Origin of the sequence: Synechococcus sp. CB0205 (assembly GCF_000179255.1) — a bacterium.
Taxonomy (GTDB): Bacteria; Cyanobacteriota; Cyanobacteriia; order PCC-6307; family Cyanobiaceae; genus Vulcanococcus.
The window spans coordinates 43141-56387 of record NZ_ADXM01000048.1 but is presented as its reverse complement, the minus strand read 5'-3'; the positions used below and the strand labels follow the sequence as shown (position 1 = coordinate 56387).

The 13247-nt window shown below is 64.9% G+C and carries 14 protein-coding genes; 8 read left to right on the top strand and 6 right to left on the bottom strand.

Annotated elements, in window-relative coordinates; genetic code table 11:
• From CB0205_RS0108865 to CB0205_RS0108850, 4 genes are all read left to right on the top strand, one after another.
• Positions 1-518: M23 family metallopeptidase (locus tag CB0205_RS0108865; RefSeq protein WP_010316627.1), on the top strand; the 518-nt coding region annotated here is incomplete at its 5' end.
• 35 nt (positions 519-553) lie between these two features.
• Positions 554-2407, top strand: coding sequence for a biosynthetic-type acetolactate synthase large subunit (gene ilvB / locus CB0205_RS0108860; protein WP_029626258.1), 1854 nt, complete (start codon positions 554-556; stop codon positions 2405-2407).
• Positions 2404-2772: a hypothetical protein gene (locus CB0205_RS0108855; protein WP_010316623.1), complete on the top strand. Its 369-nt coding sequence runs from the start codon at positions 2404-2406 to the stop codon at positions 2770-2772. Before ilvB ends, CB0205_RS0108855 begins: the two co-directional genes overlap by 4 nt.
• A gap of 6 nt (positions 2773-2778) precedes the next feature.
• Positions 2779-2991, top strand: a complete 213-nt coding sequence (locus CB0205_RS0108850) for a GIVxVP protein (RefSeq protein WP_010316621.1) — start codon at positions 2779-2781, stop codon at positions 2989-2991.
• A 3-nt stretch (positions 2992-2994) separates the two neighbouring features.
• Here CB0205_RS0108850 and CB0205_RS0108845 read toward each other — a convergent pair whose 3' ends face one another.
• Together CB0205_RS0108845 and CB0205_RS0108840 are read right to left on the bottom strand one after the other, a co-directional pair.
• Positions 2995-3756, bottom strand: coding sequence for a Tic22 family protein (locus tag CB0205_RS0108845; protein ID WP_010316620.1), 762 nt, complete (start codon positions 3754-3756; stop codon positions 2995-2997).
• Positions 3757-3784: 28 nt separating this feature from the next.
• Positions 3785-4528, bottom strand: coding sequence for an MBL fold metallo-hydrolase (locus CB0205_RS0108840; protein WP_010316619.1), 744 nt, complete (start codon positions 4526-4528; stop codon positions 3785-3787).
• 72 nt (positions 4529-4600) lie between these two features.
• On the opposite strand from CB0205_RS0108840, the gene CB0205_RS0108835 reads away from it, so the two are divergent.
• Positions 4601-6295 (top strand): NAD(P)/FAD-dependent oxidoreductase, encoded by a 1695-nt coding sequence (locus CB0205_RS0108835; RefSeq protein WP_043705834.1) that lies wholly within the window; start codon positions 4601-4603, stop codon positions 6293-6295.
• Here CB0205_RS0108835 and CB0205_RS0108830 read toward each other — a convergent pair.
• Positions 6234-6599: an AbrB family transcriptional regulator gene (locus CB0205_RS0108830; protein WP_010316617.1), complete on the bottom strand. Its 366-nt coding sequence runs from the start codon at positions 6597-6599 to the stop codon at positions 6234-6236. The two genes, CB0205_RS0108835 and CB0205_RS0108830, sit on opposite strands and share 62 nt — an antisense overlap.
• Before the next feature lie 107 nt (positions 6600-6706).
• Between CB0205_RS0108830 and CB0205_RS0108825 the strand changes: the two genes are divergently transcribed.
• Positions 6707-8386: an FAD-binding domain-containing protein gene (locus CB0205_RS0108825; RefSeq protein ID WP_043705824.1), complete on the top strand. Its 1680-nt coding sequence runs from the start codon at positions 6707-6709 to the stop codon at positions 8384-8386.
• Here CB0205_RS0108825 and pgeF read toward each other — a convergent pair.
• The 3 genes from pgeF to CB0205_RS0108810 are packed head-to-tail and all read right to left on the bottom strand — an operon-like array spanning position 8379 to position 11454.
• Complete coding sequence (gene pgeF, locus CB0205_RS0108820; protein WP_010316615.1) at positions 8379-9203, bottom strand: peptidoglycan editing factor PgeF; 825 nt, start codon at positions 9201-9203, stop codon at positions 8379-8381. The genes CB0205_RS0108825 and pgeF overlap by 8 nt on opposite strands.
• An 8-nt stretch (positions 9204-9211) precedes the next feature.
• Positions 9212-10111 carry a Tab2/Atab2 family RNA-binding protein gene (locus CB0205_RS0108815; protein WP_010316613.1) on the bottom strand — a complete coding sequence of 300 codons (900 nt, stop codon included), beginning with the start codon at positions 10109-10111 and terminating at the stop codon, positions 9212-9214.
• Complete coding sequence (locus CB0205_RS0108810) at positions 10108-11454, bottom strand: S1 RNA-binding domain-containing protein (RefSeq protein ID WP_010316612.1); 1347 nt, start codon at positions 11452-11454, stop codon at positions 10108-10110. The genes CB0205_RS0108815 and CB0205_RS0108810 overlap by 4 nt, the downstream gene beginning before the upstream one ends.
• Positions 11455-11517: 63 nt before the next feature.
• Here CB0205_RS0108810 and CB0205_RS0108805 point away from each other — a divergent pair, with 63 nt between their 5' ends.
• Both CB0205_RS0108805 and CB0205_RS0108800 read left to right on the top strand, forming a co-directional pair.
• Positions 11518-12351 carry a creatininase family protein gene (locus CB0205_RS0108805; protein WP_010316610.1) on the top strand — a complete coding sequence of 278 codons (834 nt, stop codon included), beginning with the start codon at positions 11518-11520 and terminating at the stop codon, positions 12349-12351.
• A 108-nt stretch (positions 12352-12459) separates the two neighbouring features.
• Complete coding sequence (locus CB0205_RS0108800) at positions 12460-13176, top strand: aldehyde oxygenase (deformylating) (protein WP_010316607.1); 717 nt, start codon at positions 12460-12462, stop codon at positions 13174-13176.
• Positions 13177-13247 lie beyond the last annotated feature (71 nt).

The window sequence follows — 13247 nt, the reverse complement described above, 5'->3', positions numbered from 1 at the left end:
CCCTTCTCGCAGCCTCCCTGCTGCTGGGGCCCGCCCACGCCAACCCCTGGCAACAGGCCCGTTTCCCCGTCCCCCAGTTCAGCGGCTACACCAGCCATTACGGGCTCCGGACCGGCGCATCTGGGGGGTCCAGCCTCCACCGGGGCCTGGACATCGCCGCTCCCCTGGGCTCCCCGGTGCTCAGCTGGTGGGGCGGGCGGGTGGAGCGGCTGATCAACGACGGGAGCTGCGGCATCGGTGTGGCGATCCGCTCCGGCCCCTACGAGCACCTCTACTGCCACCTGCAGGGAACGATCGAACAGGACACCCTGCGCAGCGGAGGCGCGAGCCTGCGCCAGGGCTCCTGGCTAAGGACGGGGGAACCCCTGGGCGCCATCGGGGTGAGCGGCCGCAGCAGCGGACCTCACCTGCATTGGGGCGTCAAGCTGAACGAGCGTTGGCTGGACCCGGTGCTGCTGCTGCGAGCAATGGCTGACGCCAGGCGCGTGGAAACGCCCATTTCTCAGGCCAGACCTTAGGGTGACTGGATCTGAAAACGCTGTCCGCCGCCGCCGTGACCGTGACGTCCGTTTCACAAGCGGCCACCGCCGCTGATCACTCCACCCCGACCCGGGTGAGTGGCGGTTACGCCCTCATGGATGCCCTCCGTCGCCATGGCGTGGAGACCATCTTTGGCTATCCCGGCGGCGCGATCCTTCCCATCTACGACGAGCTGCACAAGGCCGAGTCCAGGGGGTGGCTGAAGCACGTGCTCGTGCGCCACGAACAGGGCGGCACCCACGCAGCCGACGCCTACGCCCGCGCGACTGGCAAGGTCGGAGTCTGTTTTGGCACCTCCGGTCCAGGGGCCACCAACCTGGTGACGGGCATCGCCACCGCCCACATGGACTCCGTGCCCATGGTGGTCATCACCGGCCAAGTCCCCCGGGCGGCCATCGGGACGGACGCCTTCCAGGAGACGGACATCTTTGGCATCACCCTGCCGATCGTGAAGCACTCCTGGGTGGTGCGCGATCCCCGGGACATTGCCCGCATCGTCTCGGAGGCCTTCTTGATTGCCTCCAGCGGCCGACCCGGTCCCGTTCTGATCGACGTGCCCAAGGACGTCGGAGTCGAAGAGTTCGACTACATCCCCGTTGAACCCGGCGCGGCCGTCCCCCCTGGTTTCAAACTCCCCCCCGCGCCAGCCCCCAGCGCCATCTCCGCTGCGCTGGAGCTCATCCGCAATGCCCGCCGTCCCCTCCTCTATGTCGGTGGTGGGGCGATCAGCAGCGGCGCCCACGCCGAAATCCATGCCCTGGCGGAGCGCTTCCGGCTTCCGGTGACCACCACCTTGATGGGGAAGGGTGCCTTTGATGAGCTCCACCCCCTCTCGGTGGGGATGCTCGGCATGCACGGGACCGCCTACGCCAACTTCGCGGTGACCGATTGCGACCTGCTGATCGCCGCCGGCGCCCGTTTTGACGACCGCGTCACCGGCCGCCTCGATGGCTTCGCCCCCCGGGCCCAGGTCATCCACATCGATATTGATGCGGCAGAGATGGGCAAAACCCGTCTGCCGGATGTGGCCGTCGTCGCCGACGTCAAGCAAGCGGTCGAGGCCCTGCTGGCCGCCTCCAGCCAGGAGGACTCCCGCGGCCGCACCGAAGCCTGGCTCGAGCGCATCGCCCAGTGGAAACAGCACTACCCCTTGGTGGTTCCAGCACCCGAGGGAGACATCGCGCCCCAGGAGGTGGTGTCGATGCTGCAGGAGCTCTCCCCCAAAGCCTTCTTCACCACTGACGTGGGTCAGCACCAGATGTGGGCTGCGCAGTTCCTGCACACCCTCCCCCGCCGTTGGATCAGCTCCGCGGGCCTCGGGACCATGGGTTTCGGCATGCCGGCGGCCATGGGCGTTCAGTGCGCCTTCCCCGAAGAACCGGTGATCTGCGTGGCCGGCGACGCGAGCATCCTGATGAACATCCAGGAGCTCGGCACCCTCAGCCAGTACCACCTCCCCGTGAAGGTGGTGGTGCTCAACAACGGCTGGCAGGGGATGGTGCGCCAGTGGCAGGAGAGCTTCTACGGCGAGCGCTACAGCGCCTCAGAGATGACCGGCGGCATGCCGAACTTCCCCGCTGTAGCGGAAGCCTTTGGCGTCAAAGGAGTTCAGATCCAGGGACGGGAGGAACTGCGCTCCAAACTTGCCGAAGCCCTGGCCCACCCCGGTCCGGCCTTCATTGAGGTGAAGGTGCGCCGCAACGAGAACTGCTATCCGATGGTGCCCCCCGGTGCCAGCAACGCCCAGATGGTGGGCCTCCCCTCCCATCCGGAACTGGCGATCGACACCAATCGCGAGTGCCACAGCTGCCACCACAGCACCTCCAGCTCCAGCCTGTACTGCCCCAACTGCGGCGCCAAGCTGTGAGGCTGGGGCTGATCCGCCGCTGGCTCTGTGCTGCAGCGGCTGCATGCCTGCTGCTCTGGCCGGGACAGGTCTTGGCGGCCGAGGTGCTGCAGGTGCGGAGCGGCACTCTGCTGCAGATCGGTGACCGCAACCGCACCTACAGCGTGCAACTGGCCTGCGTCGTGGTGGACCCAGACGATGACGCTGCCGCCGTGGACTGGATTCGTAAGCAACTGCCCCGGCGCAGCAAGGTGAACCTGCGCCCGACCGGCAGTGCCGATGGGGTCCTCATCGCCCGCATCAATCACCTCGATGGGCAAGCCAACCACGACCTGGGCGCGGAGCTGATTGCATCGGGCCTAGCGTCCTCCTCAGGATCCTGCTAACGGCCGTTGAGCATCAATCGGGCAGCCAAGGGCATTGTGCTGGTGCCCACACTCCTGTTGGGAAGTGCCTTCATCGCCACCGCGGTCTGGGGACCAGCGGCAGCCGCTGACAACAAGTCCCTCGCCCTGGGGGTCGGAGGAGTCTTGATCGCAGCGGGTTTGCTAGCCCAGCTGATGCCGGAGCCAGCTCCCGAGGCCAGGTCCGAAGACGAATCCTGAGCTTTACTTCGCCGGCTTGGTCTGCGGGGTGGATTGAGCTTTAGTGCGGCCCTCTTCCACCAGGCGGAAGTACTCCTTGGTCGGGAAGATCACAAAGCTGTCCTCCTTGGCTTTGCTGATCTGAGAGAGCACCGCGGTGAGGTCAGCAACCCTGGGCTTCAGCTTGCTGCGCTCAGCCTCAGGCACGTTGGAAAGGGCCTTCTGCAACTCGTCGTAGCTCAGGAAGAACACGCCCCGAGGGCCATCAGGGGTGTTGAGGGTTAGGAAGGGCTGGGTGAAGAACACCGCCACGTTCAGGCCTTTTTTGATCTCCTCGTCGCTCAGACCTTCTTTCTTCAGCAGGGTGTAGGCCTGCTTGATGTCGGCGTCGTTCATCACCACCGGGGCCACCAGTGGCTTGCTCTTGTCCTTCAGTTGCTTATTGAGCTCCACCACCTTCTCGTTCATCACATTGAGTGGAACGGGGGTGACGGTGGCCTTGAGGCTCGGGTTCGACTTCAGCAGCGCCTTGAGCTCGGTATTCGCCCGATCACTCTCGAGATAGAGGGGCAGGACCAACGCCTCGTCCCGGGGGATCGGCAGGGGAATGCCATTGGCATCGGTGATCACGAAGACCGGAATCACCTGCAGTTTCTTGATCGCCTCGGCTTCAGGGATCGCCAAGGCGGGAGCCGCAGCCATGGCGCCCAGGACGGCGACGGGGGCCAGCAATGAGGCCGCTTGACGGCCCATCGGCTTCAACCAAGCGGGAAAGCGCGAGAGCATGCGACCGATCAAGAAAGGTCAACCCTAGTCAGAACCCAGGAAAGACCCCCAGGGCGTAGGGCTCTCCTGGGACTGGATCAATCAGCCGGGCGGCTGAGGCCACAGCCTGCTGGGCCTCCTCCAAGTTCCCCTTTTGCCAGAGCCAGCGGTTCAGCCAGCCGCTGAAGGCCACATCCCCGCCGGTCGTGCTCGCCAGCACCGTGCGCGGAGAGAAGCGCTCCAACAGCTCAGGCAAAACGGTCTGGCCGCGGACAAAGGCGCCAGCGACCGGCAAGCCCAAATCGACCACGGGCGTGATCACCGCATCGAGTACTTCCGGGGCGAGGTCAGCGGGCAGGTAGCCATGGGGCTCGAGGTAAAGGCTCCCCTGGTGATGGCGCAGCAGGTAGCCGTTCTCAACCTGGGGCACCGGTGCGCCTGCTGTGGCTTCAATCCGAAGCTCGCCAAAGGCCGTGGTTTCACCGGGGCGCAGGCCCGTGACCTGCTCAAAGCCCATCTGCTGCACCTTCTTGGCCGCCGTCAAGGACCCCACCACGGGCAGAGAACGGGGCAGCAGCGCCAGGGTCTCGGGATGGGCGTGGTCATCCAGTCCCTGGGTGAGCAGCAGCAAATCGAGATCGGCAGGAAGCGCAAAGGAGCGGGACAACTGCCCCTGGAAAAACCAGGGCCCGGGGGGAAAGACCAACGGACCGCGGAACCAGGGGTCCACCAGCACCCGCAGTCCCGACCAGTCCAGTAACCAGCCGTTTGCCCCGAAATAGGTCGCTTCCACCGCTTCAACGCAACTGGCGGCGAGGCTAGGCAGCGCGGTGCTGGAATACAGGAACGAGGCTCAGGACAAGTGGTGCTGCGACTGAGCGAGTTGAAGCTGCCGCTGGATCACGAGGAAGCGGACCTCGCTCCAGCCATCTGCAAACGCCTCAAGCTCGATCCAGAGGCCCTGCTCGCGCATCGGGTCATCAAAGAGAGCATCGACGCCAGGCGGAAATCCGCCATCCAGATCGCCTACAGCCTGGAGCTGGAACTGCCGCCGCAGCTCGAGCTGCAACTGCTGAAACGCTTCAAGCGCGATCCCCACCTGCAACCCGCAAGCGACACCCACTACCAACCCGTGGCGCAGGCCAGCCCCGGGGATCCCCTGCCTCAGCGGCCAGTGGTTGTGGGCGCCGGACCCTGCGGCTACTTCTGTGCCCTGATCCTGGCGGAGATGGGGCTGAGACCCCTGCTGCTCGAGCGCGGCAAACCCGTGAAGGAGCGCACGGCGGACACGTTTGGCTTCTGGAAAGGCAGTGCGCCGTTCAACCCCGAATCCAACGCGCAATTTGGGGAAGGGGGTGCGGGCACCTTCTCCGATGGGAAGCTCTACAGCCAGGTGCGGGACCCGAAACACCTCGGGCGCAAGGTCCTGGAGGAACTGGTCGCAGCGGGGGCCAATCCAGAGATCCTGGTCAAGCACCACCCCCACATCGGCACCTTCAAGTTGGCCACGGTGGTTCGCGGTCTGCGCAGCAAGATCACGGCCCTCGGCGGAGAGATTCGCTTCGAAAGCCGTGTGAGCCAGCTCTGCGTTGAGCAGATCGATGGGGAGCGGCGCCTCAGCGGCGTTGCCCTAGCCAGCGGAGAGATCATCCCGGCGCAGCAGGTGGTCCTCGCGGTCGGCCACAGCGCGCGCGACACCTTCGCGATGCTTCAGGAGGAGGGCGTGACACTGGAGCGCAAACCGTTCTCGGTGGGCTTTCGCATCGAGCACCCGCAACCCCTGATCGATGCCGCCCGTTGGGGAAACTGCGCCGGCCATCCCCGCCTGGGGGCTGCGGAGTACAAGCTCGTCAAACACGTCAGCAACGGGCGCTGCGTCTACAGCTTCTGCATGTGCCCCGGTGGCCTGGTGGTGGGGGCCACCTCAGAGGTGGGACGGGTCGTCACCAACGGGATGAGTCAGCACTCACGCAATGAGCGCAACGCCAACAGCGGCATCGTCGTGAACATTGAGACAGGCGACGTCGAAAGCTATGGCGCCTACCCCGGCGACCCCCTTGCGGGGATTGCCTTCCAGCGGCACTGGGAGGCCAAAGCCTTTGAACTCGGTGGCAAGAGCTATGCCGCTCCCGGTCAGCGGCTCAAGGACTTCCTGGCCGGCGGCAGCCAGGCACCCGCCGATCTGGGGACGGTCAAGCCCTCCTACAGCCCCGGTGTGGTCCCGGCAGACCTGGGACAGGCCTTACCGGCCTTTGTGATCGAAGCCCTGCGGGAGGCCCTGCCGCAGTTCGAGCAGTCCATTCCGGGCTACGCCATGGACGATGCGCTGCTGACTGGCGTTGAAACCCGCACTTCATCCCCCGTGCGCATTCCCAGAACAAAAACCCTGGAGAGCGTCAACACCCCAGGGCTTTATCCGGCGGGAGAGGGGGCCGGCTTCGCCGGCGGAATCCTCTCCGCTGCGATGGATGGCATCCGCGTCGCGGAAGCCGTCGGCCTCACTCTTCTTCGTCAGGAGCGCCCAGGGGCACCAGACGGATCTGCTTGCGACCCAGCTTGATTTCGAACTCATCGCCGGGCTTGAGGTCCAGCAGGGCGGTGTAGGCCTTGCCCACCATCAGGTTGCCGTTGAACTGAACCTTGGTGGTGAAGCTCAGCTTGCGGCCGCCTTTACCAACCTTGGCGCTCGAGCCGCCAAAATCAACGCCCTTGGCATTCAACAGCGCTTCGTAGAAGGCCGTGAAATTCAGCCGCTCGCTGCCGTCTTTCTTGTTGGAGACATATCCGCATGCACGAACTACGTCGGATTTGCTCACGTCGCCCATTTCTTTGACCTTGGCGAGTAGATCAGCTCCAGTGAGCATGAGATTGATAGTTATGCAACTTCTGCATCATCACACCCGACGGTCAATTCAGCAAGGCTGACTTTTTTTCAAAGAGCCGGGATTACCCAGGAGTTTTTTTTCAATCAATGCCCCCCACGCTGGTCTGGTATCGCCGCGATTTGCGCACGCAGGATCACGCACCGCTGGCGAAGGCGTGCTCAAGAGGGCCCGTGATTCCAGTGTTTGTGCTGGATGACGCGTTGTTGTTTCATCCTGAGACTGCCGTCGCTCGTATTGAGTTTTTACTGCACTCTTTGCAGGCCCTCGATGCCCGATTGCGGTGGCTTGGGGGGCGATTACTTGTGCAGCGCGGCCAACCCGAAGTGGTCCTCGCCCGTCTCGCCAAGGACAGCGGCGCGCGCCATGTCCTCGCCCATACCGACAGTGAGCGCCTGGTCGGCCGGGTCCGTGATGCGCGCGTCAACCGCCACCTGCAGCAGCAAGGCATCGAGCTGGAGTGGATCGAACCAGCCGGTGCCAGCGGCAAGCTTCAGCCCTACAGCGACTGGAACCGCCAGTGGCATGGCGCCATGGCCGCGCCGCTCGTGCCGGAACCTCAGCGGGTCGTAGTACCTGAGCAGTGCCCGGATGCACCGGTCCCCAGCCTCAAGGACCTGGGGCTGATCAGCGATGGCAAACCGATTCCCAAAGCGGGTACTGATGCCGCCCTAGGGCGGTTGGATCGGTTTCTCGAGGGCTCCGATTCACGCACCTACTACTGGGAGCTGAGCTACCCCTCCGCCAAGGTCACCTCAGGCCTCAGCCCCTACCTGAAGTTCGGCGTGGTCAGCCCCAGGCAGTGCTTGCAACGACTCACCGCAGCGGGCCTACGGGCCAAGGAAAACGCCGATCGCAGCCGCCTGCGCAGCATCCAACAACTGTTCAGCCGCCTGCGCTGGGGCTGCTCCATTCACCAGCGCTTCCGCTACCTGCCCCAGCTGGAGCTGCGCTCCCTCTGGAGCGCCTTCGACCAAGAAAGCGCGCTCTCCGCCCAACAGATTGAGCTCTATGAAGCCTGGAAAGAGGGCCGCACGGGTTTTCCGATCGTCGATGCGGCGGCCAACTGCCTGCGGGGGGGCGGTGGCTGGCTGGAGCTGAACTTCCGCAGCCGAGCGATCTACGCCAGCTTTCTGAGCAACCTCTGCGGGATTGACTGGCGCTACGGAGCCCTGCATTTCATGCGGCACCTGATCGATGGGGACTGCCCGATCGATCACTACCAATGGGCCATGCAGGCCGGGGCGACCTATCGGGGCCGAAAAGCCTGGACGCCGATCTATCACCCCGGCCAGGTGGCCGTGAACCGCTGCGACCCCCATGGCCTCTTCATCCGGCGCTGGTTGCCGCAACTCGAGCGCCTCACCAATGACCAGCTCGGAGAGCCCCCCGCCTTCGCGGACTACCCCGCCCCAGTGCTCAACTACGAGGAAGCGCGGCAGGCGCGGATGGAGGCGTTGAGCAACACACGCCACGGCATCGGAGACATTCCCTCCGCCTTGGCGCGGTTGCCCGCTGACCTGACGCCCTTTGGCAGTGATCAAATCGCCGGCAGCCAGGTGCTCTGGGCCCAACCCCGGGCACCGGAGCTCTTCCCCGCGGCGGTGGACCTCGATCGACTGGACCAGGAGGGATGGCTGGCCCTGCTCAGCTGGTTCAGCCTCAGGCGCTCGGCCGAAACCGGTGAAGCCGGAGAGGGCCCCGCGCAGAGACGCAAACCCAAGCGCAGCCAAACCGACAAAGGCCAGCTCAGCCTGGAGTTCAACTAGGCAACTGTTGGGAGACGATGCCGCTCCACTGCACCGCCTTGACCTGGTCGCGGCGCCAGGAGTGAAACAGCAGCGGCTCTGATGCCGTGCACAGGGGGCAGACACTGATCTGCTCTGGGGGAACACCAAAGCGCTCGAGCAGCAAACGGGTGGCGAGTCGCAGATCGAGGCGCTGCCGCAGCGGCTCTGGATCGGCGAGCAGAGCACCGCACTCCTCCATCGTCGCCAGGGCCCCCTCGAGCGTGAGGGACGCATCCACCTGCAGCAACTGCTCAGCGATCGCTTCCGGCACGGACGGTTCCACCTGGTACTGGGGGCCGCTGATGGCTGGCCCCAACGCAATCAGCAGGTCACGGCGGCGGCAGCCGCGCTGCTCCAGCTGCCGGATCGCCTCTTGAACGATGCCCCCAGCCACACCACGCCAGCCGGCATGGCAGGCCGCCACCTGTCCGGATTCCGGATCCGCCAGCAGCACTGGAGTGCAATCGGCGCCGCAGACCCAGAGACTCTGACCACCGGCATCGCACACCAAGCCATCGGCCTGGGGCCAGGGCTCCGCGACGGCCTCACTCGCCGGCAACACCAACGCGCTGTGGACCTGCTGGGGACGGTGGACGCTGATGCCCGCGCTGACATAACCGGCCAACACATCAGGGCCTCGGCCATGCCACTGGCGGGTGAAGAAGCCATGTTCAAAGGCCTCCAGCAGATTCGACTGGAGGTAATAGCCCCCGTAGCAACCGATCCAGGTCCAGCCCTCTAGGGCGTTAAACCCTGCATCTGGGCGGTCAAAGGGGGCCTCAACGGCCTCAGCCATACAACCGTCTAGGCATCGGGGAGGTCCCGCAGGATCCAAAAACCATCAAAACCGGGTTGATCCGGGCTGGATTGAATCGCCAGGAATTGCACACCACCGACTTGACCGCGGGCGGCCAGGAATGCCGCGGCCGCAGCCTCAGCTTCGTCTGACTCCAACTGTCCCAGCAACCATCGGTCTTCTTGGCCCGCCTCCAGCACCAGTTGCTGACCGCAGACCTCGAGGCGCACCGGCTCCAATCCCGACACCCAGCCAGCGATCGCCAAGGAGCGGCTCGCGCTGAACAGGCGCAGACCGCTCACCATCAGCTCGTCATCGAGCGACTCCGGCAAGGGAACCAGACCAGCAAAGCTGGTGTCCCAGGTCATCGCCTCCCGCAGGGCACCGATTGGCAGGGAGGCCCAAGACCAGCTGTCGCCGCGGGCCGCCTCAGGCAGCGGAACTGCCACGGGCTGGATCGGCTGGGGCGGCGGAGCCAGGGGGCCCGCCATGTAGCCCTCCTCCTCGGGATAAACCGTGGCTTCACGTTCCTGGAGCCACTCGACCAGGGCATAGCAGCGGCGGCTCGGCACCAACTCAAGCCCCAGCTGCTCGGAGGCCCGCTGCACCATCGTGCGCATCGAGGAACGCCAGCAGCGGATCTTGCGTGGGGGATCAAACCCCTCAGAGTCCGCCTGCTCCAAGGCCTGCTCCAACGCGGACTTCAGCCACTGGGAGTTGACGCTGGAGGCGGGGCACTTCAGGACCCACTGGAAGGCGCGACCGGGATTCTCCGCATTGGGGGAACTGCAAATCAGCAGCTCCCAGCGCTTCTTTCCGTCCTCTTCCAGGATTGGACGGGAGTAGTAATCCAGCTCCCAATCCGCCTGCAGGCGGGCAGGACTCGCGGGCTCGGTGGCCTGAATCATCCGGCGGATTGTTCCTGCTGACGCAGCACGTTACGAGCCCTATTGGCGCGATCGGCGGCCTCCGCCATCACTTTGTCGCGCTCAATCAACAACTCACCCGGCTGCCCCTCCAGCAGAGCAGTGTTCAAGGCGATGCGACCGCGACCGGGATCCAATTCAGTAATCAGTGCTTTCACGCGATCGCCCTGGCCGAAGACCTCGCGCAGATCACGCATCTGACCACCAGTAATCACGGAGTGGTGCAGGAGTCCGCTGATGCCGCCCAGGTCCACGAAGAGGCCATAGGGCTTGATAGCCACCACCTGTCCCTCAACCAGCTGACCGACCTCGAGGTTCTGGAACAGGGCCGCCGTGGCCGCCTTCTTCTCAGAGAGCACCAGCTTGCGGGTGTCCGGATTGACCTCCAGGAAGGCCACACCGAGGGTTTTGCCCACCAGCGCCTCGTGGTTTTCACCCTCCTGCAGCTGGGAGCGGGGCACAAAACCGCGCAGACCTTCGACATCACAGGTGATGCCACCATGGTTGAAACCGTTGACCTTCACCTGGATCACCTTGCCTTCCTTCTCGAGGGCACGAACCTTCTCCCAGCTCTGGCGCAGGGCCAGGGCACGGGCGCTGATGGTGACCATGCCATCGGCGTTCTGCTCGCGGGTGACGAGCACTTCAACGGTCAACCCCTTCGGGAAGCGCTCCTTGAGGTTGGTGATCACCCCCAGAGCACACTCCTTTTTGGGCATGAAGCCAGGAGCCTTGCCGCCGATGTCGACATAGACGCCGTCGCTCTCCATGCCGATCACCGTGCCGGTGACGACTTCACCGGTGGTGCCGACGAAATCCTGCTCATCCAGGGCTGCCAGGAAGGCCTCCTCGTCAAAGTCGAAGTCATCGACCGAACGGGTGGGAGCCGCCGCCGGCTTGGACTGGGGCTGCGCCATGCGGGAGCCACCGGAGCGCCGACCCTTGTTGCGGTCGTCGGGGCCCAGCAGGTCCGCCATGGACAGCCCCTCAAAGCCGCTCATGTCGAAGAGGTCGTCGTCGCCTGATGCCGGGGAAGCCGCCGGGCGTTGGGGCGCAACCGGCGCCTCACCACGGGCCGCCCGTGCGGCGTCTTCCAACTCAGCTGCCCGCTGCGCAGCGGCTTCGGCGGCGGCACGGGCTTCAGCGGCTTCACGCTCCAGGCGCAGCTGCTCTTCCTTCTTATTGATCTGCAGAACCTGGGGCGGCTTGCGAACCGGTGGCGGCGCAGCGGCGGGACGCTGAGGCGACGGAGGCACCGGACGAGCCGAGGTGGGTTGCTGCTTGGAAAAGGGCTGGGGGGGCTGGGGAGTGCCGGAACCGGCCATGACCAAGCAAAGACGCACAGCGCCACACTGTAGGGACGACCCTCCTTGATCGAAGACGGACCCATGGGCGACGACGCATACGCCTGTCAGGGATCCCGTCGCCTCGAGCGCCTGACCTGGCCAGCCTTCCAGGCGGCCGCCCAGACCTGCGGCAGCACGGTGGTTTGGCCCTTTGGCGCCTTTGAGCAGCACGGTCCCCACCTTCCCCTGGGAACGGATGCGCTCTTCGCTGAGCAAATCCTCGACCAGGTGCTCGAGAGCCTCCCCCAGGAGGCGCCGATCTGGCGGCTGCCGCTGCAGAGCATCGGCTTTTCACCGGAGCACCTGGGCTTCCCAGGAACCCTGAGCCTCCCGGCCGAGCTCCTGATCAGCAGCATTGAAACCGTTGGCGGCCAGCTGGCGGCGGCAGGGTTCGAGCGGCTCGTGCTGTTCAACGGCCATGGCGGTCAAATCGCCCTGCTCCAGGTCGCCGCCCGACAACTGCGCGCCGCCCATCCCTCGCTTGGGGTGTTGCCCTGCTTCCTCTGGAGCGGCCCCAAGGGAATCGGAGAGCTGATCGAGGAGCCCGAGCGCAGTGACGGCCTCCACGCCGGACAGGTCGAGACGAGCTTGATGTTGCAGCTCAATCCTGAGCTCGTCGGGCCAAAGCGGGCCGAGGATGGCCTGGGGGCCCAGCAGCCGCCCCAGGGCTGGAGCCTGGAGGGGGCCGTGCCCAATGCCTGGCTGACCCAGGACCTCAGCAGCAGTGGCGTCATTGGCGATCCCAGCCAGGCCAATGGGGCCCAAGGCGAGGCGCTCCGGCACCGGTTAGTCCAGGGCTGGAGCGAGCTCTTCGGCAGTCTCCTGGGCAGCGACTGGCCCCCCAGGGAGCCCAAACCGAAGCCAGACCAGCGCTGAGGAATCGGGGTGCGCGGGCGACGGGAAGTTGGCAAAAGCTGCCAAACCCCATCTGAGGCTTGTGGAGATGGTTACAGTCAACCCCATTGCAACGTGTTCTCGGTAGCCATGGCGACCCTCGAAGCCACTGATCTGCCTACGGCGGGCGCGACTGCGCTTCCCGATTTCACCTGCGCGAACTACAAGGACGCCTACAGCCGGATCAACGCGATCGTGATCGAGGGCGAGCAAGAAGCCCACGACAACTACATGTCCATCGGCACGCTGCTGCCCGAGCAGGCAGGCGAACTGACGAAGTTGGCTCGCATGGAGCTGAAGCACATGAAGGGCTTCACCGCCTGTGCCAACAATCTGGGTGTGACCGCCGACATGGCGTTCGCCAAGGAATTCTTCGCCCCCCTGCACGGCAACTTCCAAAAAGCCCTGAAAGAGGGCAAGGTTCCGACCTGTCTGCTGATCCAGGCCCTGCTGATCGAAGCCTTCGCGATCTCGGCGTATCACATCTATATCCCGGTCGCCGATCCCTTCGCCCGCAAGATCACCGAGGGCGTGGTGAAGGACGAGTACACCCACCTCAACTACGGCGAGGTCTGGCTCAAGGCCAACCTTGAGAGCTGCCGTGAGGAGCTCGAAGAGGCCAACCGCGAGAACCTCCCCCTGATCCGCCGCATGCTTGATCAGGTGGCCGGTGACGCCGCTGTTCTGCAGATGGACAAGGAAGATCTGATCGAGGATTTCCTGATCGCCTACCAGGAAGCTCTGACCGAGATCGGTTTCACCACCCGCGAAATCGCCCGCATGGCGGCCGCCGCTCTGATCGGCTGAAGCGATCAGCCTGAACGAGTCGACGCTGCCCTTTAATCAGGTGTCTTCTCGGCCGGTGTGTAACCAGGAGA

Coding starts and splice junctions, on each gene's coding strand:
- CB0205_RS0108845 (WP_010316620.1), bottom strand. CDS start 3,756: ATGCTCTCGCGCTTTCCCGCTTGGTTGAAGCCGATGGGCCGTCAAGCG.
- CB0205_RS0108830 (WP_010316617.1), bottom strand. CDS start 6,599: ATGCTCACTGGAGCTGATCTACTCGCCAAGGTCAAAGAAATGGGCGAC.
- CB0205_RS0108825 (WP_043705824.1), top strand. CDS start 6,707: ATGCCCCCCACGCTGGTCTGGTATCGCCGCGATTTGCGCACGCAGGAT.
- pgeF (WP_010316615.1), bottom strand. CDS start 9,203: ATGGCTGAGGCCGTTGAGGCCCCCTTTGACCGCCCAGATGCAGGGTTT.
- CB0205_RS0108815 (WP_010316613.1), bottom strand. CDS start 10,111: ATGATTCAGGCCACCGAGCCCGCGAGTCCTGCCCGCCTGCAGGCGGAT.
- CB0205_RS0108810 (WP_010316612.1), bottom strand. CDS start 11,454: ATGGCCGGTTCCGGCACTCCCCAGCCCCCCCAGCCCTTTTCCAAGCAG.
- CB0205_RS0108805 (WP_010316610.1), top strand. CDS start 11,518: ATGGGCGACGACGCATACGCCTGTCAGGGATCCCGTCGCCTCGAGCGC.
- CB0205_RS0108800 (WP_010316607.1), top strand. CDS start 12,460: ATGGCGACCCTCGAAGCCACTGATCTGCCTACGGCGGGCGCGACTGCG.